Below are 19,160 nucleotides of genomic sequence, written 5' to 3'. Positions count from 1 at the left end.
CCGTACCCTAGTCCCGTGAGCAGCCCCACCCCCGACGCCCTCCTCGGCCCCGCCGACATCCGTGAGCTCGCGGCAGCGCTCGGTGTACGCCCCACCAAGCAGCGCGGCCAGAACTTCGTGATCGACGCCAACACGGTCCGCCGTATCGTCCGCACCGCCGGGGTCCGCCCGGACGACGTCGTCGTCGAGGTCGGGCCGGGGCTCGGGTCCCTCACCCTCGCCCTCCTGGAGGTCGCCGACCGGGTCACCGCCGTCGAGATCGACGACGTCCTGGCGAGCGCCCTGCCCGCGACGATCACGGCGCGCATGCCGGCGCGCGCGGACCGGTTCGCGCTGGTCCACTCCGACGCGATGCACGTCACCGAGTTGCCGGGGCCCCCGCCGACCGCGCTCGTCGCGAACCTCCCCTACAACGTCGCCGTCCCCGTCCTGCTCCACATGCTGGAGACCTTCCCGAGCATCGAGCGGACGCTGGTGATGGTGCAGTCCGAGGTCGCCGACCGGCTCGCCGCCGCGCCCGGCAACAAGGTGTACGGCGTGCCCTCCGTCAAGGCCAACTGGTACGCCGAGGTGAAGCGCGCCGGTGCCATCGGCCGCAACGTCTTCTGGCCCGCGCCGAACGTCGACAGCGGGCTGGTCTCCCTCGTCCGGCGCGCCGAGCCGCTGCAGACGAAGGCGTCGCGGAAAGAGGTCTTCGCGGTCGTCGACGCGGCGTTCGCGCAGCGCCGCAAGACCCTGCGGGCGGCGCTCGCCGGCTGGGCCGGGTCCGCGGCGAACGCCGAGGCGGCCCTGGTCGCGGCGGGGGTCTCGCCGCAGGCCCGCGGCGAGTCCCTGACGGTGGCGGAATTCGCGAGGATCGCCGAGTCCGCGCCCGCGGCCCCCGAGGCGCCCCCGGCGTCCCCCGAGTCCCAGGCAGAGGAGTCCGGCAAGTGAGCGTCACCGTGCGCGTGCCCGCCAAGGTCAACGTCCAGCTCGCGGTCGGCGCCGCCCGCCCGGACGGCTTCCACGACCTCGCCAACGTCTTCCTCGCCGTGGGCCTGTACGACGAGGTCACGGTCACCCCCGCCGACGAGCTGCGCATCACCTGCGAGGGCCCGGACGCCGACCAGGTACCCCTGGACCGCACCAACCTCGCCGCACGCGCCGCGCTCGCGCTCGCCGCGCGCCGGGGCATCGAACCGGCCGTGCACATCCACATCGTCAAGGACATCCCGGTCGCCGGCGGCATGGCCGGGGGGAGCGCCGACGGGGCGGGCGCGCTCTTCGCGTGCAACGAGCTCTGGGGCGCCGGCGCCTCCCGCGCCGAACTCCTCGCCATCTGCGCCGAGCTGGGCAGCGACGTGCCGTTCAGCCTGGTCGGCGGCGCCGCACTGGGCACCGGCCGCGGTGAACGCCTCACCGCCCTGGACGTCGGCGGCACCTTCCACTGGGTGTTCGCGATGGCCGGGCGCGGCCTGTCCACCCCGGCCGTCTTCCGCGAGTTCGACCGGCTCGCCGAGGGCCACGACATCCCCGAGCCCGTCGCCTCCGACGACCTCCTCGCCGCGTTGGCCAAGGGTGACCCGGACGCGCTCGCCGCCGCCGTCTCCAACGACCTCCAGCCCGCCGCGCTCTCCCTCTTCCCGGACCTCGCGGCCACCCTCGACACCGGCAGGGCGGCCGGTGCCCTCGCCGCGCTGGTCTCCGGCTCCGGGCCCACCACGGCGTTCCTGGTCCGCGACGCCGAGAGGGCGGCAGAGGTCTCCGAGGCCCTGCGCGCCTCCGGCACCTGCCGTGCGGTTCGCACGGCGACGTCCCCCGCGCCGGGTGCGCGGGTGCTCATCCCTGCGCAGGCCCCGGCGCAGGCGACTACGCAGGACCCGGGCGCCCCCGTCGGCGCCTGAACCCCGGCGCCTGAACCCCGGCGCGGGCCGGCGGGGGCCGGACCGTACCGGGGTGGGTGTGCCGGTCAGCCGGCCTGGCGTACGGCGTGCAGGGATCCGCTCAGCGTCCCCTCCTGCTGCTCGTAGTGCGACAGGGCGAGACCCAGACCGATGAAGGTGGGGGCCCACTCGCCGACGAAAATGCCCCAGCGGTCGGCGCGTTCGACACCGGCCTGCTCGGCCTGGAGGCTGGCCAGCCAGGAGGCGAAGCTCAGCCCGATCGACGCCAGGCCGGCGATGTAGGCGTGCTCGCTGCGAACGCCCATGTCGTGAAGCTTCTTGATCACCATAGGGCTGTCTCCGTTCTGTACGGGATCACGTCTACGGGATCACGAATCGGAGTGACCCGCAGCTTTTGCCTCATTCGCGACCCTGTCGGCGCCGCCGGGCCGGACTGTAGGTGATCTGTAGGCGAGGTGTCGGCGTTCGCTGGAACCGTGAGGACCGAGTTGCCCGGCAGTCAGCCGCAGCCGACCTCACCGGCAAGGGAGCCCCGTCGCCATGTCGTCCGCATCCTCCACCCCGCCCTGGGACGTCCACCGCCTGCCGCGCGCCGACGGCCGCGTCTTCCTGGTCACCGGCGGCAACGCCGGCATCGGGTACTTCGTCGCGGAGCAGCTGGCGGCGACCGGAGCGACCGTCGTACTCGGCTGCCGGAATCCGGCGAAGGCCGAGGACGCCATGGCCTCGATCCGCGCGCGGGTCACCGGCGCGCGGGTGCGGGCCGTGCGGATGGACCTCGCCGACCTCCCCTCGCTCCGCGCGGCGGTGGAGTCACTGGAGCCGGGACGTCTCGACGCGGTGGTCCACAACGCCGGGGTCGCGCTCGACGACCCCCCCGCGCCAGGAGACCGGCGACGGCCATGAGCTGATGTTCGGCACGAACCACCTCGGGCACTTCGCCCTGACCCGTTGGCTGATGCCGTTGCTGTCGGCCGCGCCCGCGGCCCGCGTCGTGACCATGGGCAGCTTCGCGGCGAAGTCCGAGCGGCTCGACCTGGACGACCTCCAGTCCCGTGCGGACTACCGGCCCAAGCGCACCTACGGGCGCTCCAAACTGGCGCAGATGTACTTCGGCGTCGAACTCGACCGCCGGCTGCGCGCCGCAGGCAGCACGGTGTCGAGCGTGGTGGTCCATCCCGGCGGCGCACTGGACTCCCTCACCCCCGCACGGCCGCCCGTGCACACGCGGACGGCAGGCGCGCGGCTGGCCGCGGCACCCGCCGCCCTCCTCGTCCAGGGCAAGCACGCGGGCGCGTGGCCGGCGGTCCGGGCGGTGCTCGACCCGGCCGTACGCGGCGGCCGGCTCTGGGCCCCGCGCGCCTTCGGCCTGCGCGGCGAGCCCCGCCCCGAACCCCTGTGGAACCACCTCGCCGACCCCGCTGCCGCGACCCGGCTGTGGGACGCCAGCCGCGACCTGACCGGCACCGATCCCGCTACCGCCCTCGGCTAGCGCGGGCGGGCGGAAGCGCTCACGGCCGGGCGGCCTCTCCGCGCGCATTACGCTGGGAGGCTGACCGTCCCCGTGCGCAGGAGTGAAATGGCCGTCAACCTGGTCAATGTCGAGAACGTCAGCAAGGTCTACGGCACCCGTGCCCTGCTGGACGGCGTCTCGCTCGGCGTCTCGGAGGGCGACCGCATCGGCGTGGTGGGCCGCAACGGCGACGGCAAGACCACCCTCATCCGGATGCTCGCCAAGCTGGAGGAGGCCGACACCGGACGTGTCACGCACTCCGGCGGACTGCGCCTCGGCGTCCTCACCCAGCACGACTCCCTCGACCCGGCCGCCACCGTCCGGCACGAGGTGATCGGCGACATGGCCGACCACGAGTGGGCCGGCAACGCCAAGGTCAGGGACGTCCTCACCGGCCTCTTCGGGGGACTGGACCTGCCCGGCTTCCCCAAGGGCCTGGACACCGTCATCGGCCCGCTGTCCGGCGGTGAACGGCGGCGCATCGCGCTCGCCAAGCTGCTCATCGAGGAACAGGACCTGCTCGTCCTGGACGAGCCCACCAACCACCTCGACGTCGAGGGCATCTCCTGGCTGGCCAGGCACCTGCGCGAGCGCCGCTCGGCGCTGGTCTGCGTCACCCACGACCGCTGGTTCCTCGACCAGGTCTGCACCCGCATGTGGGACGTGCAGCGCGGCGCCGTCTACGAGTACGAGGGCGGCTACTCCGACTACGTCTTCGCCCGCGCCGAGCGCGAGCGGATCGCGGCCACCGAGGAGACCAAGCGGCAGAACCTGGTCCGCAAGGAGCTGGCCTGGCTGCGCCGGGGCGCCCCCGCCCGTACCTCCAAGCCGCGTTTCCGCGTGGAGGCGGCCAACGAGCTGATCAAGGACGTGCCGCCGCCGCGCGACAGCTCCGAGCTGATGAAGTTCGCCTCCTCCCGGCTCGGCAAGACCGTCTTCGACCTGGAGGACGTGACCGTCCAGGCCGGCCCCAAGGTGCTGCTCAAGCACGTCACCTGGCAGCTCGGCCCCGGCGACCGCATCGGCCTGGTCGGCGTCAACGGCGCGGGCAAGACCTCGCTGCTGCGCGCCATGGCCGAGGCCGCGCGGACCGACGGCGAGGCACAGCCGGCGGGCGGCCGGGTCGCCGTCGGCAAGACCGTGAAGCTCGCCTACCTCTCCCAGGAGGTCGCCGAGCTCGACCCGAACACCCGGGTCCTGGAGGCGGTCCAGCAGGTCCGCGAGCGCGTCGACCTCGGCAAGGGGCGCGAGATGACCGCCGGGCAGCTGTGCGAGACGTTCGGCTTCAGCAAGGAGAAGCAGTGGACGCCGGTCGGCGACCTCTCCGGCGGTGAACGCCGCCGCCTCCAGCTGCTGCGCCTGCTCATGGACGAGCCGAACGTCCTCTTCCTGGACGAGCCCACCAACGACCTCGACATCGAGACCCTCACCCAGCTGGAGGACCTCCTCGACGGCTGGCCCGGCTCGATGATCGTCATCTCCCACGACCGGTTCTTCGTCGAGCGCACCACCGACCGCGTCTTCGCCCTGCTCGGCGACGCCACCCTGCGGATGCTGCCGCGCGGCATCGACGAGTACCTGGAGCGCAGGCAGCGCATGGAGGAGGCGGTCGCCGCCACCGCCGTCGCCCCGAAGGCCCCCTCGGCCGAGCGCAGCGCCGCCGACCAGCGCGCCGCCAAGAAGGAACTGCAGAAGATCGAGCGCCAGTTGGACCGCATCTCCGAGAAGGAGACCAAGCTCCACGACCAGATCGCCGCGGACGCCACGGACTTCACCAAGGTCGCCGAACTGGACGCCCAGCTGCGGGACCTGGCCGGTGAGCGCGAGGAACTGGAGCTGCGCTGGCTGGAGTTGGCGGAGGACGCGTAGCACTCCCATCGGCGTGAATCAGCCGGTGACCACCGGGCGCGCAACCCCCTTGCGTGCGCCCGGTGAAGGGGGCGTGAAGGCGCGTAACGGGCGCATCACGGGGCGGTTCTGCCTTGGGAACGGCGGGTGACACGGCTCCGGGGCCTGTCGGTGCCGGGTGATAGAAAGGTCGGTCTGAGAGCCGTCTGAGAGCGTCCTGGGTCCGTCACGGGTCCCGGGACGTGGCTAGAAATCAGTGAACGGGGGAAGAGCGCTGATGACCCAGCCACCGCACCAGCCGCCGCAGGGCGGCTTCGGGCCACCACAGGACCAGCCGCCGGCCGGTGGCTTCGGCGCTCCGCAACAACCGCCCGCGCAGGGGGGGTTCGGCGCCCCCCAGGGCACGCCTCCGGCCGCCCCCGGCACGCCGCCGCCCCCTGCCCAGCCGCCCCAGCCGGGCTACGGCTACCCACAGCAGCCCGGCCCCTACGGCCAACAGCCCGGCCCCTACGGCCAGTCGGCCGGCCCGTACGCCGCGCCCGGTCCCTACGGCCACCCGCAGCAGCCCACGGTCCCGCAGCCCGGTTACGGCTACCCCCAGCAGCCGCAGTACCCGGGCGGCCCAGGGGTCGCCCCGCCGCCGGGCGGCGGGGGCGCCGGCGGCCCCTTCAAGGGGAAGCCCGCGCTGGTCGTCGCGGCGGTGGTGGCCGGTCTGCTGGTCGTCGGGGGCACGGTGTACGCCGTGACCGGCGGCGGGGACGACGGCAAGAAGCCGGTCGCCCACCCGTCGCAGGCCTCCGGGACGTCCGCCGACCCGGTCAACCCGGGCGACGGCAGCGGCAACGGCGGCGCCGACCCGGAGAACCTCAACGAGGGCCGCAAGTCCGGCGAGGCCAAGGTGCTCTGGTACAAGTCGGCCCCCGACGCACCGGCGAACGGCGCCGACGCCCCCGGCATGTGGATCACCGGGAGGACGGCGGTCAAGGCGGCGTACAAGCAGGTCTTCGCCTACAAGGTGGGCAACGGCGATCCGGCGTGGGGCCCGATCACGTTCCCGCAGAAGATCTGCGCGGTCACCTCGGCCAAGTCCGCCGACGACAAGGTCGTCGTCGCCTACATGAACGGCACCAGCGACCGGGCCAAGTGCAACCAGCTCCAGGAGATCGACCTGGACACGGGCCGCAAGGGCTGGACCGCGACCGTCGCCGACGGCGCGCTGTTCGACAGCGCCCTCAGCATCGAGCTGACGATCAGCGGAAAGACGCTGATGGTCGGCCGTTCCCAGTCGGGCACGGCCTACGACCTCGGCAGCGGCAAGAAGCTGTACGACAAGGAGAAGTACGGCGCGGCCTGCTTCCCGTCGGGCTTCGCGGGCGGCACGGACCGGCTGGTCGAGGTGGCGTCCTGCGCCGCGGGCGGCAGCAACGAGCACGACGAGATCTCGGAACTCGAACCGGCCACCGGCAAGGTGAAGTGGACGCGGCCGGTCAAGAAGGGCTGGAAGGTCGGGCGGACCTACTCCGTCGACCCGCTCGTGGTCTACATGACCAACGAGGAGAAGAACGCCTGGAACATCTCGACGCTGGACGGCAGGGGCACGTTCCGCTCGGAGGTCAAGGTCGACGAGAAGTTCGCCCCCCAGTGCGGCTGGGCGCTCCTCAACAGCGACCTCCAGGGCTGCCAGGGCGTCGTCGCCGACGCGAACACCCTCTACCTGCCGACGGACGCGGGCGGCGGCGCCAACGAGATCGTCGCGATCAGCCTCACCGACGGCAAGGCGAAGTGGCGGGTGAAGTCCCCGACGGACGAGCCGATGTCCCCCGTCAGGGCCGAGGGCGGGAAACTCGTCGCCTATGTACGGCCGTCGTACGACGCGGGCGGCCGGGTCGTGTCGATCCCGACCACCGGCGCCACCCACACCCCGGTCCGGCTGCTGCAGAACCCGCAGCACACCGCCGACATCGAGGACGGCTTCTACAACGGCGCGGTCGACTGGGTCGACGGTCGCTTCTACCTCTCCTCCACCCGGCTGACCGGCAGTGACCAGGCGAAGGAGAAGCTGATGATGACCTTCGGCAACTGAGCGGGGCGCGCCCCTTCCCGTCCGGCCCGGACACCGTCCCCGGCCGCCGCCCCACCCGCCGTCCCCAGAGGTACACCCACCATGACCCAGCCACCCCCGCCACCACCCCCCAACGAGCCCCCGGCCCCGCAGCCCGGTTACGGCTACCCCCAGCAGCCCCCGGCCCCGCAGCCGGGCTACGGCTACCCGGCCCCGCCCTCGCCCCCGCAGCCGGGCTACGGCTACCCGGCCCCGCCCCCGGCAGGCGCCAACCCCTATGCTCAGCAGCCCGGTTACGGCCACCCCGGCGGCCCCGGCCCCGGCCCCTCCGGTCCCGGCCGCAACAACGCCGTGCTGCTCATCGTCACCGCCGCGGTCGTCGCCATCGCGCTGATCGTCGGCGGGGGCATCTGGTACGCCAGGTCCTCCGGCGGCGACGGCAAGAAGGACGACTCCGCGAACTCCGCGGGCGGCGGCACCGGCGGCCGGACGACCGGCGGCGGCAAGAGCGGCAAGGCCACCGAGAAGGTCCCCGCCGACCCCACCTCCAAGGTCCTCTTCCAGGTCCCGATGCCCACGGCGAACGACACCACGGTCACCGCGGGTTCCTGGCTCACCGACCAGGTGTACGCGAAGACCGGCGTCGCCGGGATCACCGGCTACGACCCCGAGTCGGGCGCCAGGCTGTGGACGGTCCCGCTGCCCGGCCCGGTCTGCTACGCCACCGGCCACGTCAGCACCGACGGCAGGACCGCGATCGTCTTCCAGCCGAAGACGCCCCCCAAGGGCTCCAGCTCGGGCTGCTCCCAGGTCGCCGCGATCGATCTGAAGGCCGGCAAGAAGCTGTGGACCAAGTCCGTCAAGTCCGGTGACGTTCCGGTCAACTTCAACAACGTGACGGTCGCCCAGGGGACCGTCGCGGTCGGCGGCACCAGCGGCGGCGCCGCCTTCGACCTGGCCACCGGCACGGTGCGCTGGCAGCCGAAGCCGGCCGACACCTGCTACGACGCCGGTTACGGCGGCGGCACCAAACTGGTCGCGGTCCGCAGGTGCGGCAGCGGCGACTCCGCCCAGCTGCACATCCAGACCATCGACCCGGTCTCCGGCAAGGTGGTGTCCGAGTACAGGATGACCTCGGGCATCGAATACGCCAGCGTCGTGTCGACCGACCCGCTCGTGGTGGCCGCCGACGTCAACGACAGCGCGGGCGACGGCAGCGGCTTCTCCGACGTCTTCTCCCTCGACAACGCCACCGGGAAGCTGCGCACCCGGATCTCCACCCCGGGCAGCTCGTACGCGGCCCGCTGCGACGGCATCTACGAGGTGGAGAAGTGCAAGGGCGTGGTCGTCGGCAACGACCGGCTGTACCTGGCCACCGAGGAGCACGACGGCAGCGGGGCCTTCGCGAAGACCAACGAGATCGTCGCCTTCGACCTCGCCACCGGCGAGCAGACCGGCCAGCGCGCCGACGCCGGCAACAACTACACGATCACGCCGCTGCGCATGGACGGCCCCAATGTGATCGCGTACAAGAGCGCCCCGTACAACAAGGGGGCTCAGGTCGTCAGTATCGACGGCGGCTCGTTCAAGGAGACCAGGCTGCTGGAGAATCCGGTGAGTACGGCGGTCAAGGCGGTGGAGACGAGCATGTCACCGCAGTACGCGGAGGTCCTGTACGGACAGGGCCGGCTCTACCTGTCCGCGGTGTACGCCCACACCGTCGGTTCCTCGACGTCGGGGAAGGAGTACCTGGTCACCGCGTTCGGCGCGGGAGGCTGAGGTCCGGTCAAGTGGGCGCTTACCGCACCACACCCGCTCTTCACCCGCGAATACGAGAAAAGCCTGAGATTCCTCCGATCCGGGGCACTTCTCATCAGTAGGGGCAGCGCAACGTCGAACAAGCGTGTAGCTTCCGGGGGCATGAAAGGACGGGGTGCCGGGGGGCCCTCTGTCCATGCGGACCAGTGGGCATCCATAGTGGGGCATCCATTGGGGGGACTGGGGGGTTGCTCTATGGGAGTGCGGCTCATGGTGGTGGACGACCACCGGTTGCTCGCCGAGGCGCTGGCGTCTGCGCTGAAACTGCGCGGCCACCGGGTGCTCGCGGCGGCGGCACCGGCGGCGGGCGCGGCCGAGCTGGTGATCACACGGGCGCCCGAGGTGTGCCTGCTGGGCACGGCGACCCCGGCCGAGCCCGGCATCTTCGACCCGGTGGTGCGGATCAAGAAGGAGCGCCCGCAGGTCGCGGTGCTGGTGCTCGGCCCGGTGCCGTCCCCGCGGGGCATCGCGGCGGCCTTCGCGGCGGGCGCCTCCGGTTACGTACGGCACGACGAGCGGATAGAGGGCGTCGAGCGGGCCATCATGAAGGCGCGGGCGGGTGAGGCGGCCGTGGCCCCCGCCCTCCTGCAGGGCGCGTTCGGTGAACTCCTCAACCCCGCCGCCCAGCCCGACGACGAGGGCCAGCGCCTGCTGCAGATGCTCACCCCGAGGGAGGTCGAGGTCCTGGTCCGGGTGGCCGACGGCGAGGACACCCGCCTCATCGCCGCCGGCATGAACATCGCCCCCAGCACAGCCCGCACCCACGTCCAGCGGGTCCTGATGAAGCTGGGCGTGGGGTCCCGCCTGGAAGCGGCGGCCCTGGCGGCGAGGACAGGCCTGTTGGACAGGGCGGGACCCCTCAACGGCGGCACCGAAGCGCCCCGTTAGGGGCGCGGGGCTGTATCGATGTGCGGCCACCGCCGCGGGTGCGCGACCAGCCCCCACAGACCTGCACCCGAAACACGACCTACTCCGCCTTACCCTCTCCTTCCACCGGAGGCACCGGCGGCGGAGTGGGCCGCAGCCAGAGCCACACCAGGAAGAACGCCCCCAGCAACAGCATCCCGATCCCCGTCCACAGGTTGATGTTGATCCCCTGTGCCTTGTCGATCTCGGCCTGCGAGTCCGTGATCCCGGTGATCGTCACGATGATCCCGTACAGCACGAACAGCCCGCCGATGATCCGCCGCAGGTCGAAGATGCGCGCGGCGGTCGCGGACCGTCCCTCCAGCTCGGTGACCTCGCGCTGGACGTCCTGCTCGGAGTAGTGGAACCCGGTGCGCTCCGGGTGCCCGAAGTCGTCGGTCATGGTCTCTCCATTCTCCAGCGACGGCGATCAGAACGAGAACGGGATGTAGCAGAGGGCCGCCAGGACCACCGCACCCCAGCCCAGCAGGGCCGGCCGCCGGTACCAGGCCTCGTCCCCGGGCGCGGGCGGCTCGGCCATGCCGGGGGAGGTCGTGCCGTAGACGAGCCCGGCCAGTTCCTCCTCCGGCTTCGGCGCCGTGAACAGGGACACGACCACCATCACCACCGCGCCGGCGACGAACCCGGCGATCGCGGAGACGAAGTTGGCGCCCTGGTCGGAGGGGATGTGGATGATGTGCCGCTTGTAGAGGACGAAGTAGTTGACCATCGCGGTCACCGTCCCCGCGAGCAGCCCCCAGAAGCCGGATTTCGCCGAGGCGCGCTTCCAGAACATGCCGACGATGAAGACGACGAACATCGGCACGTTGAAGAAGGAGAACAGGGTCTGGAGGTAGCTCATGATGTTCGAGAACGACGACGCGAGGAACGCCGTCCCGATGGACGCGCAGACGCCGATCGCGGTGATCAGCCGCCCGAAGCGCACGTAGTAGCCGTCCTCGCGGCCCTTCACCACGTACTTCGCCCAGATGTCCGTGGTGAACACGGTGTTGAAGGACGACACGTTCGCGGCCATGCCCGCCATGAAGGCCGCCAGCAGACCGGTCACCGCGATGCCGAGCACGCCGTTGGGCAGCAGCTGCGACATGAGGTAGGGGATCGCGTCGTTGTACTGGAGGCCGGACTTCGCCGTCCCGATGTTCGGCACCAGCGCGGCGGCGACCAGCCCCGGGATCATCACCAGGAAGACGATGAAGATCTTCGGGTAGGCGGCGATCAGCGGGGTGCGCTGGGCGGCGGAGAGGTTCTTCGCCGACAGGGCGCGCTGCACCTCGGCGAAGTTCGTCGTCCAGTAGCCGAAGGAGAGGACGAAGCCGAGGCCGAGGACGATGGTCAGCCAGTTCGCACCGAGCGGGTTGGGGGAGCCGATGCCGGTGCCGCCCCAGGCGGTGGTGAAGTTGTGGCCGTGGGTGGCGGTGAGCTTGTCGACCAGGCCGTTCCAGCCGCCGACCTTCTTCAGGCCGAGCACGGACAGCGGGATGAGGGCGGCCAGGATCACGAAGAACTGGAGCACCTCGTTGTAGATGGCCGAGGAGAGGCCGCCGAGGGTGATGTACGCCAGTACGAACGCGCCGGCGACCACGATCGCCACCCACTGGGGCCAGCCGAGCAGCGCCTCGACGACGATCGCGAGGGCGTACAGGTTGACGCCCGCGATGAGGATGGCCGCGAAGGCGAACAGGATCGAACTCAGCAGGTGCGCCGCTCTGTCGAAGCGGAGCAGCAGCATCTCGGGGACCGAGCGGACCTTGCTGCCGTAGTAGAAGGGCATCATCACCAGGCCGAGGAAGACCATGGCGGGGATGGCGCCGATCCAGTACCAGTGCACGGTGTACGCGCCGTACTGCGCGCTGTTGGCGGCCATGCCCAGGATCTCGGTCGCGGCCAGGTTCGCCGAGATGAACGCGAGGCCGGTGATCCAGGCGGGCAGCGACCGGCCGGAGAGGAAGAAGTCGAGGCTCGTCCGCACCGAGCGGCGGGCCGCGAAGCCGATGCCCAGGACGACGACGAAGTAGATCGCCAGGATCGTGTAGTCGAGGCCGTTGGTGGGGAGCCGTAGCCCCGCCGCGAGGTATGTGGGGGAACATGGGGCGTTTGTGGGGTTCTGCACCCAGTAATTCAACACTTTCGTTGTCTCACCTTGATTGATTCCGATGTTGACTGGCGTGGTGAGTTGTGTTTTGGTGTGTTCGGTTCTGTTTGAAGGTTGGATGACTCGATCAACGGGAGTCCGCAGTGAAGAAGACCTCGACCCGGCTGGCCGACGGTCGCGAGCTCATCTACTACGACCTGCGTGACGACACCGTGCGGGACGCGGTGGACCGTCGGCCGCTGGAGCGGACGCACACCACCTCGGAGATCCGCCGGGACCCGCTGCTCGGCGACCAGGTCGCCATCGCCTCGCACCGGCAGGGCCGCACCTACCACCCGCCGGCCGACCAGTGCCCGCTCTGCCCGACCGAGGGCGACCGGCTGAGCGAGATCCCGGACTCGTCGTACGACGTGGTGGTCTTCGAGAATCGTTTCCCCTCGCTGGCCGGCGACTCCGGACGCTGTGAGGTGGTCTGCTTCACCTCGGACCACGACGCCTCCTTCGCGAGCCTCACCGAGGAGCAGGCCCGGCTGGTCCTCGACGCGTGGACCGACCGGACCTCGGAACTGTCGCATCTCCCCTCCGTCGAGCAGGTGTTCTGCTTCGAGAACCGCGGCGAGGAGATCGGCGTGACGCTCGGTCACCCGCACGGGCAGATCTACGCCTACCCCTTCACCACCCCGCGCACCGCCCTGATGTTGCGTTCACTCGCGGCACACAAGGAGGCGACCGGCGGCGGGAACCTCTTCGACGCCGTCCTGGAGCGTGAACTCGCCGACGAGCGGATCGTCCTTGAGGGTGAACACTGGGTCGCCTTCGTGCCGTACGCGGCGCACTGGCCCTACGAGGTCCACCTGTACCCGAAGCGCCGCGTCCCCGACCTGCTCGCCCTCGACGAGGCGGCCCGCTCAGAGTTCCCCAAGGTTTATCTGGAACTCTTGAGGCGCTTCGACCGTATCTTCGGCGAGGGTGAACCCCCCACGCCCTACATCGCCGCCTGGCACCAGGCGCCGTTCGGGACGCTGGAGGAGTTCGAGGGTGTCACGCGCGACGACTTCGCGCTCCACCTCGAGCTTTTCACCATCCGCCGGACGTCCGGCAAGCTGAAGTTCCTCGCGGGTTCCGAGTCCGGCATGAGCGTGTTCATCAACGACGTGCCGCCGGAGCGCGCGGCCGAGCGACTGCGAGAGGTAGCGAGTTGATGAAGTACCTGGTGACGGGCGGAGCGGGTTACGTCGGCAGCGTGGTCGCCCAGCACCTGCTGGAGGCGGGCCACGAGGTCACCGTCCTCGACAACCTCTCCACCGGCTTCCGCGAGGGCGTCCCCGCGGGCGCCGCCTTCGTCGAGGGCGACATCCGCGACGCCGCCAAGTGGCTCGACTCCTCCTACGAGGCGGTCCTGCACTTCGCCGCGTTCTCCCAGGTCGGCGAGTCGGTCGTGAAGCCCGAGAAGTACTGGGACAACAACGTCGGCGGCACCATGGCCCTGCTCGGCGCGATGCGCGAGGCGGGCGTGCGCAAGCTCGTCTTCTCCTCCACGGCGGCCACCTACGGCGAGCCGGAGCAGGTCCCGATCGTCGAGACCGCCCCGACGAAGCCGACCAACCCGTACGGCGCCACCAAGCTCGCCGTCGACCACATGATCACCGGCGAGGCCGCCGCGCACGGCCTGGGCGCGGTCTCCCTGCGCTACTTCAACGTGGCCGGCGCCTACGGCGCGCAGGGCGAGCGGCACAACCCCGAGTCGCACCTGATCCCCCTGGTCCTCCAGGTCGCCCAGGGCAAGCGGGAGGCCATCTCGGTCTTCGGTGACGACTACCCGACGCCCGACGGCACCTGCGTCCGCGACTACATCCACGTCGCCGACCTCGCCGACGCCCACCTGCTGGCGCTCACGGCCGCACGGCCCGGCGAGCACCTGATCTGCAACCTCGGCAACGGCGAGGGCTTCTCGGTCCGCCAGGTCATCGAGACCGTCCGGCAGGTCACCGGCCACCCGATCCCCGAGGTCGTGGCCCCGCGCCGGGGCGGCGACCCGGCCGTCCTGGTCGCCTCGGCGGCCGCCGCCCGCGAGCAGCTGGGCTGGCACCCGACCCGCGCGGACCTCGCGGGCATCGTCGCGGACGCCTGGGAGTTCGCACAGACCATCGCAAGCGCGGCAAGGGAGCAGTAGTGGGGGCACAGCAGGTCCGTGAGGGCTTCACCGAGCTGTACGGCACCGCACCGGACGGCGTCTGGTCGGCGCCCGGCCGGGTCAACCTGATCGGCGAGCACACCGACTACAACGACGGCTTCGTGATGCCGTTCGCGCTGCCGCACGTGACGACGGCCGCGGTCGCCCGCCGTACCGACGGGGTGCTGCGCCTGCACTCCTCGGACATCGAGGGCGGCGTCGCCGAACTCTCCCTCGACGCCCTGGAACCCGGCACCGACCAGGAGTGGACGGCGTACCCGGCGGGTGTGGTCTGGGCGCTGCGCGAGGCCGGCCACCCGGTGACCGGCGCCGACGTCCACCTGACCTCGACGGTTCCGACCGGCGCGGGCCTGTCCTCCTCCGCGGCCCTGGAGGTGGTGATCGCCCTCGCCCTCAACGACCTCTTCGAACTCGGCCTGCAGCGCTGGCAGCTGGCCCGGCTGTGCCAGCGCGCGGAGAACGTCTACGTCGGGGCGCCGACCGGCATCATGGACCAGACGGCGTCCGCCTGCTGCGAGGCCGGCCACGCCCTGTTCCTGGACACCCGCGACCTCTCGCAGAAGCAGATCCCCTTCGACCTCGCGGCCGAGGGCATGCGGCTGCTGGTCGTGGACACCCAGGTCAAGCACGCGCACAGCAACGGCGAGTACGGCAAGCGCCGCGCGGGCTGCGAGAAGGGCGCGGCCCTGCTGGGGGTGGACGCCCTGCGGGACGTTCCCTACGGCGAACTGGACGCGGCGCTCGACCGCCTCGGCGACGAGGAGGAGGTGCGCCGCCTGGTCCGCCACGTCGTCACCGAGGACCACCGCGTCGAACGCGTCGTCGCCCTCCTGGAGGCCGGCGACACCCGGGCGATCGGACCGGTCCTCACCGAGGGCCACGCCTCGCTGCGCGACGACTTCCGGGTCTCCTGCCCGGAGCTGGACCTGGTGGTCGAGGCGGCGAACGCGGCCGGTGCGCTGGGCGCCCGGATGACCGGCGGCGGCTTCGGCGGCTCGGCGATCGTCCTCGCCGAGACGGCCGACGTCGACACGGTCACCAAGGCGGTCGAGGAGGCCTTCGCGGCGGCCGGTTTCAAGGCGCCGCGGGTCTTCGAGGCGGTGCCGTCGGCGGGTGCCCGCAAGGCGGGCTGAGCCTCAGGCCAGCCGTTTGGTCAGGGTGTACTCCGTGATCCCCGGCGGGTAGTCGGGGATCACGCACACCACGTCGTACCCCTGCTTCCGGTAGAAGTCGGGGGCCTGGAAGTCCCAGGTCTCCAGGCGGGCGGCGGTGCAGGCGCGGTCCTCGCGGGCGATGCGCTCCGCCTCGGCGAGCAGTCGGCCGCCCAGCCCCGTGCCGCGTCGGCGGGCGTCCACCCACAGGTAGGTGACGTGCAGCCAGGACGCCCAGGTGTGCCCGACGAGGCCGCCGCCCAGGTCGCCCGTACGCTCGTCCATCGCCCAGACGTGCAGCGGCACGTCGCGTTCCGCGGGGGTACCGCGCAGGGCCGCCAGCACCGGGGAGGCCGCGGTGTTGGTGGCCAGCAGCCGAGCGCGGAGCAGATCACGTCGTTCCTTGTCGACTTCCGCCTCAATACGAAACATGCGGCACACCATAAACGCGTCCGTCGGACAGTTCTGCAAATTGCCTTCCGCTTCCGGCGCCCAGCCGTACTCTGATGAGCGGTACCGGTGGGGGCCGGTGCTGATCAGGGGGCGAGACAAGTCGGATACGACGCCCGTGGTGGGGTAGCTGTTCAGGCACGGCGGCGGCCGTGCGGTTCCCTCCTCCCACGGGTGTCGTGTCCGCATGGGTCGTCGTTTCCCGACCTTGGGGCATCCCCTGCTCTTGAGGAGCTTGGGGAAGGGGGTTTCGTGGTTCGCATCCGAGTTCTGGTCGTCGACGACCACCGCATCTTCGCCGAGTCGCTGGCCGCCGCACTGGCCGCCGAGCCCGATGTCGACGTGTCTGCGGCCGGCAGCGGTCCGGCGGCGCTGCGCTGCCTGGAGCGCGCGGTCGCCGAGGGCCGCCGCTACGACGTGCTGCTCGTCGACGCCGACCTGGGCGGCCAACTGCCGGGCGGCCGGGCGGCCGTGCCGGTGCAGGTGGCCAACGAGGAGGGGCTGGTCGACGGCATATCGCTGGTCGCCGGCGTCCGCACCGCGCATCCCGCCGTGCGGGTCGTCGTCCTCGCCGAGCGGGACGACCCGCGGCGGGCGGCCCTGGCCCTGCAGGCCGGCGCCTGCGGCTGGGTGGCCAAGGACTGCTCGCTGTCCCGGCTGCTGAACGTGATCCGGGGTGTGCTGCGCGACGAGACGCACCTGCCGCCCGCCCTGCTGACGGGGGTGCTGCGCGAGCTGACGGCCGCCCGCAAGCACCGCACCGAGAGCGAACGGCTGGTGGAGTCCCTCACGCCGAGAGAGCGGGAAGTGCTCCGGTGCATGGTGGCGGGCCTGGGGCGCAAGGCGGTCGCCGAGCGCCTGTTCCTGTCCCCGCACACCGTCCGCACCCATATGCAGAACGTCCTCGGCAAACTCGGCGTCCACAGCACCCTGGCCGCGGTCGCCCTGGCGCGGCGGGCCGGGGTCGGACCGGCGGACCTGGGACCCACTGGCCAGATCATGCCGGAGGCGAGCAGCAGCGCCTGACGGGTCGGTGCGCCGCGGTTCGGGCAGCGCCCCTTGGGGGCGCTGGGGGCACCCCCGGCCGAAGGCTGGGGGAGGAACTGCGCGACCAGCCACGACGGCGCCGCAGCCGGCAGACGGCATGTCGGGCAAGTCCAGCGAAGCGCCTACCCGGGGATGTTGTCGAACGGGGCGGTCAGCCGGCGCAACAAACCCGCCAGTTCGGAACGCTGCGGGCGGGAGAGTTCGGCGAGGATCGCCCGCTCCTGCTCCAGGAGACCTGCCAGGGCCTGGTCCGCGCGGTCCTGGCCCTCGGTGGTCAGCCGGACCAGCACGCCACGCCGGTCGCTCGGGTCCGGCAACCGCTCCACCAGCCCCTTCTTGGCCAGCCGGTCGATCCGGTTGGTCATCGTCCCCGAGGTGACCAGGGTCTGCGTCAGCAGCTGGCCCGGGGAGAGCTGGTAGGGGGTGCCCGCGCGCCTGAGCGCGGTCAGCACGTCGAACTCCCAGGGCTCCAGGCTGTGCTCCGCGAAGGCCAGCCGACGTGCCCGGTCCAGGTGCCGGGCCAGTCGGCTCACCCGGCTGAGCACCTCAAGCGGTTCCACGTCGAGGTCCGGGCGCTCCCGGCGCCACGCAGCCACCAGCCGATCGACCTCGTCCTCCATGGCGATCAGTGTAGTGGTTGTGTCGACATGAAGTCTCTTGATGTCGAGTATCTTGACATCAAGTTATCAGGGTGGGGATGGTGGACACATGACGAATCCCGCCTGGGACCCCGCCCAGTACCTCCGGCACGCCGGCCACCGCGCCCGCCCCTTCACCGACCTCCTCGCCCGCGTCCCCGGCCTCCCCGCCACATCCACCACCGGCCGCCCCCGCATCGCCGACCTCGGCTGCGGCCCCGGCAACATGACCGCCCTGCTCGCCGAACGCTGGCCCACCGCCCACATCACCGGCTACGACAACTCACCCGACATGCTCGACAAGGCGCTCGTGGAGTACGAGGGCCCCACCGCGGGCGGCGGCCGCCTGGACTTCCGCCACGCCGACGTCCGCACCTGGACCCCCGAGGCGCCCTACGACCTGATCGTCTCCAACGCCACGCTCCAATGGGTCCCCGGGCACCCCGACCGCTTCGCCGACTGGACCGCCGCCCTCACCCCCGGCGGCACCTTCGCCTTCCAGGTCCCCGGCAACTTCGCCGCCCCCAGCCACCGGCTGATGCGCGACCTCGCCGACTCCGCCCGCTGGCGGGGCCGGCTCGCCGAGACCCTCCGCCACGAGGACGCGGTCCTCGCCCCCGAGGCCTACCTGGAGCGGCTGACCGCCCTCGGCTGCGCCGCCGACGTCTGGGAGACGACGTACATCCACCTGCTCACCGGCGAGGACCCGGTCCTCGACTGGGTGAAGGGCACCGGCCTGCGCCCCGTCCTCACCACCCTCGCCGACGACCCCGAGGCCCGTGACGCCTTCCTCGCCGACTACCGCTCCGCCCTGCGCGAGGCCTACCCGGCCGGCCCGCACGGCACCCCGTTCCCGTTCCGGCGGATCTTCGCCGTCGCCCGCAAGGAGGCCTCCTGATGCTCACCGCCCTCGACCACGTCCAGCTGGCCGTGCCACCCGGCTCCGAGGACCTGCTGCGCGCGTACTACGTCGACCTCCTCGGCATGACCGAGATCCCCAAGCCGCCCGTGCTCGCGGCGCGCGGCGGCTGCTGGTTCCGGGCCGGGACCGTGCACCTGCACCTGGGGGTCGAGGCGGCCTTCCGTCCCGCCCTGAAGGCCCACCCGGGGCTGCGGGTGACGGACATCGAGGCCGTCGCCGACCGGCTCGAAGCGGGCGGCGCCCCGGTCACCTGGGACGACGAACTCCCCGGACACCGCCGTTTCTACTCCCAGGACCCGGTCGGCAACCGCCTGGAGTTCCTGGAACCGGTGCGCTGAGCGGCGGTTTGCTCCGGCCCGCTCCGGTTACCCGGACCGGTGACCCCACGCACGTCTTCGGCGTCAGGAGGGACCCACGGTGTCAGGACACCAGAAGGCCAAGGGCAAGAAGGAACAGCTCAAGGGCAAGGCCAAGGAGGTCAGCGGACGCGCGGTGCGCGACGTGCCGCTGGAGTCCGAGGGCCGCCTGGAGCAGTCGAAGGGCGACGCCCGCCAGGCCAAGGAGAAGATCAAGGACGTCTTCAAGCACTGAGAAACGCTGATATCAGGGCACCGG

General features: G+C 71.6%; 18 protein-coding genes and 1 pseudogene. 14 read left to right on the top strand and 5 right to left on the bottom strand.

Going from position 1 to position 19,160, the window contains the following annotated elements; genetic code table 11:
* Window positions 1-15 precede the first annotated feature (15 nt).
* Together rsmA and ACZ3KP_RS14650 are read left to right on the top strand one after the other, a co-directional pair.
* A complete protein-coding gene (gene rsmA / locus ACZ3KP_RS14655) occupies window positions 16-933 on the top strand; it encodes a 16S rRNA (adenine(1518)-N(6)/adenine(1519)-N(6))-dimethyltransferase RsmA (RefSeq protein WP_467499530.1) in 918 nt (305 codons plus the stop codon).
* Window positions 930-1,883, top strand: coding sequence for a 4-(cytidine 5'-diphospho)-2-C-methyl-D-erythritol kinase (locus ACZ3KP_RS14650; RefSeq protein ID WP_467499528.1), 954 nt, complete (start codon window positions 930-932; stop codon window positions 1,881-1,883). Before rsmA ends, ACZ3KP_RS14650 begins: the two co-directional genes overlap by 4 nt.
* A 65-nt stretch (window positions 1,884-1,948) precedes the next feature.
* Here the strand turns inward: ACZ3KP_RS14650 and ACZ3KP_RS14645 are convergent, their stop codons facing one another.
* Window positions 1,949-2,212 (bottom strand): hypothetical protein, encoded by a 264-nt coding sequence (locus ACZ3KP_RS14645; protein WP_132891910.1) that lies wholly within the window; start codon window positions 2,210-2,212, stop codon window positions 1,949-1,951.
* Between the two features lie 211 nt (window positions 2,213-2,423).
* Here ACZ3KP_RS14645 and ACZ3KP_RS14640 point away from each other — a divergent pair.
* The 5 genes and pseudogenes from ACZ3KP_RS14640 to ACZ3KP_RS14620 all read left to right on the top strand — a co-directional run bounded on the left by ACZ3KP_RS14640 (window position 2,424) and on the right by ACZ3KP_RS14620 (window position 10,012).
* A pseudogene (locus tag ACZ3KP_RS14640) lies at window positions 2,424-3,375 on the top strand (SDR family NAD(P)-dependent oxidoreductase).
* Between the two features lie 87 nt (window positions 3,376-3,462).
* Complete coding sequence (locus ACZ3KP_RS14635; protein WP_467499526.1) at window positions 3,463-5,265, top strand: ABC-F family ATP-binding cassette domain-containing protein; 1,803 nt, start codon at window positions 3,463-3,465, stop codon at window positions 5,263-5,265.
* Between the two features lie 256 nt (window positions 5,266-5,521).
* Window positions 5,522-7,327: an outer membrane protein assembly factor BamB family protein gene (locus ACZ3KP_RS14630; protein ID WP_467499524.1), complete on the top strand. Its 1,806-nt coding sequence runs from the start codon at window positions 5,522-5,524 to the stop codon at window positions 7,325-7,327.
* Window positions 7,328-7,408: 81 nt separating this feature from the next.
* The gene (locus ACZ3KP_RS14625; RefSeq protein ID WP_467499522.1) at window positions 7,409-9,085 is read left to right on the top strand and encodes an outer membrane protein assembly factor BamB family protein; all 1,677 of its coding nucleotides are present in this window, start codon (window positions 7,409-7,411) and stop codon (window positions 9,083-9,085) included.
* A gap of 234 nt (window positions 9,086-9,319) precedes the next feature.
* Window positions 9,320-10,012, top strand: coding sequence for a helix-turn-helix transcriptional regulator (locus ACZ3KP_RS14620; protein WP_467499520.1), 693 nt, complete (start codon window positions 9,320-9,322; stop codon window positions 10,010-10,012).
* Between the two features lie 79 nt (window positions 10,013-10,091).
* On the opposite strand, the gene ACZ3KP_RS14615 is transcribed toward ACZ3KP_RS14620, so the two are convergent.
* Window positions 10,092-10,433 carry a hypothetical protein gene (locus ACZ3KP_RS14615; protein ID WP_467499518.1) on the bottom strand — a complete coding sequence of 114 codons (342 nt, stop codon included), beginning with the start codon at window positions 10,431-10,433 and terminating at the stop codon, window positions 10,092-10,094.
* A gap of 27 nt (window positions 10,434-10,460) precedes the next feature.
* The gene (locus ACZ3KP_RS14610) at window positions 10,461-12,161 is read right to left on the bottom strand and encodes a sodium:solute symporter family protein (protein WP_467499516.1); all 1,701 of its coding nucleotides are present in this window, start codon (window positions 12,159-12,161) and stop codon (window positions 10,461-10,463) included.
* 125 nt (window positions 12,162-12,286) lie between these two features.
* On the opposite strand from ACZ3KP_RS14610, the gene galT reads away from it, so the two are divergent.
* The 3 genes from galT to galK are packed head-to-tail and all read left to right on the top strand — an operon-like array spanning window position 12,287 to window position 15,470.
* A complete protein-coding gene (galT, locus tag ACZ3KP_RS14605; protein ID WP_467499514.1) occupies window positions 12,287-13,345 on the top strand; it encodes a galactose-1-phosphate uridylyltransferase in 1,059 nt (352 codons plus the stop codon).
* The gene (galE, locus tag ACZ3KP_RS14600; protein ID WP_358976989.1) at window positions 13,345-14,316 is read left to right on the top strand and encodes a UDP-glucose 4-epimerase GalE; all 972 of its coding nucleotides are present in this window, start codon (window positions 13,345-13,347) and stop codon (window positions 14,314-14,316) included. The genes galT and galE overlap by 1 nt, the downstream gene beginning before the upstream one ends.
* Window positions 14,316-15,470 (top strand): galactokinase, encoded by a 1,155-nt coding sequence (gene galK, locus ACZ3KP_RS14595; RefSeq protein ID WP_467499512.1) that lies wholly within the window; start codon window positions 14,316-14,318, stop codon window positions 15,468-15,470. Before galE ends, galK begins: the two co-directional genes overlap by 1 nt.
* Before the next feature lie 3 nt (window positions 15,471-15,473).
* Here the strand turns inward: galK and ACZ3KP_RS14590 are convergent, their stop codons facing one another.
* Window positions 15,474-15,932 (bottom strand): GNAT family N-acetyltransferase, encoded by a 459-nt coding sequence (locus ACZ3KP_RS14590; protein WP_467499510.1) that lies wholly within the window; start codon window positions 15,930-15,932, stop codon window positions 15,474-15,476.
* A gap of 258 nt (window positions 15,933-16,190) precedes the next feature.
* Here ACZ3KP_RS14590 and ACZ3KP_RS14585 point away from each other — a divergent pair, with 258 nt between their 5' ends.
* Entirely contained in the window at window positions 16,191-16,964 is a 774-nt protein-coding gene (locus tag ACZ3KP_RS14585; protein ID WP_467499508.1) for a LuxR C-terminal-related transcriptional regulator, read from the top strand.
* A gap of 143 nt (window positions 16,965-17,107) precedes the next feature.
* Here ACZ3KP_RS14585 and ACZ3KP_RS14580 read toward each other — a convergent pair whose 3' ends face one another.
* Window positions 17,108-17,605: a MarR family winged helix-turn-helix transcriptional regulator gene (locus ACZ3KP_RS14580; protein ID WP_358977001.1), complete on the bottom strand. Its 498-nt coding sequence runs from the start codon at window positions 17,603-17,605 to the stop codon at window positions 17,108-17,110.
* An 88-nt stretch (window positions 17,606-17,693) separates the two neighbouring features.
* Between ACZ3KP_RS14580 and ACZ3KP_RS14575 the strand changes: the two genes are divergently transcribed.
* The 3 genes from ACZ3KP_RS14575 to ACZ3KP_RS14565 all read left to right on the top strand — a co-directional run bounded on the left by ACZ3KP_RS14575 (window position 17,694) and on the right by ACZ3KP_RS14565 (window position 19,136).
* Window positions 17,694-18,521, top strand: coding sequence for a trans-aconitate 2-methyltransferase (locus tag ACZ3KP_RS14575; RefSeq protein ID WP_467499506.1), 828 nt, complete (start codon window positions 17,694-17,696; stop codon window positions 18,519-18,521).
* Window positions 18,521-18,883, top strand: coding sequence for a VOC family protein (locus ACZ3KP_RS14570; protein WP_358977007.1), 363 nt, complete (start codon window positions 18,521-18,523; stop codon window positions 18,881-18,883). Before ACZ3KP_RS14575 ends, ACZ3KP_RS14570 begins: the two co-directional genes overlap by 1 nt.
* Before the next feature lie 79 nt (window positions 18,884-18,962).
* Window positions 18,963-19,136 (top strand): CsbD family protein, encoded by a 174-nt coding sequence (locus ACZ3KP_RS14565; protein WP_467499504.1) that lies wholly within the window; start codon window positions 18,963-18,965, stop codon window positions 19,134-19,136.
* Window positions 19,137-19,160: the final 24 nt, after the last annotated feature.

The organism is Streptomyces sp. NPDC020958, assembly GCF_055562175.1.
The sequence above is the reverse complement of the archived record's forward strand: the minus strand, read 5'-3'. Positions and strand labels throughout refer to the sequence as shown.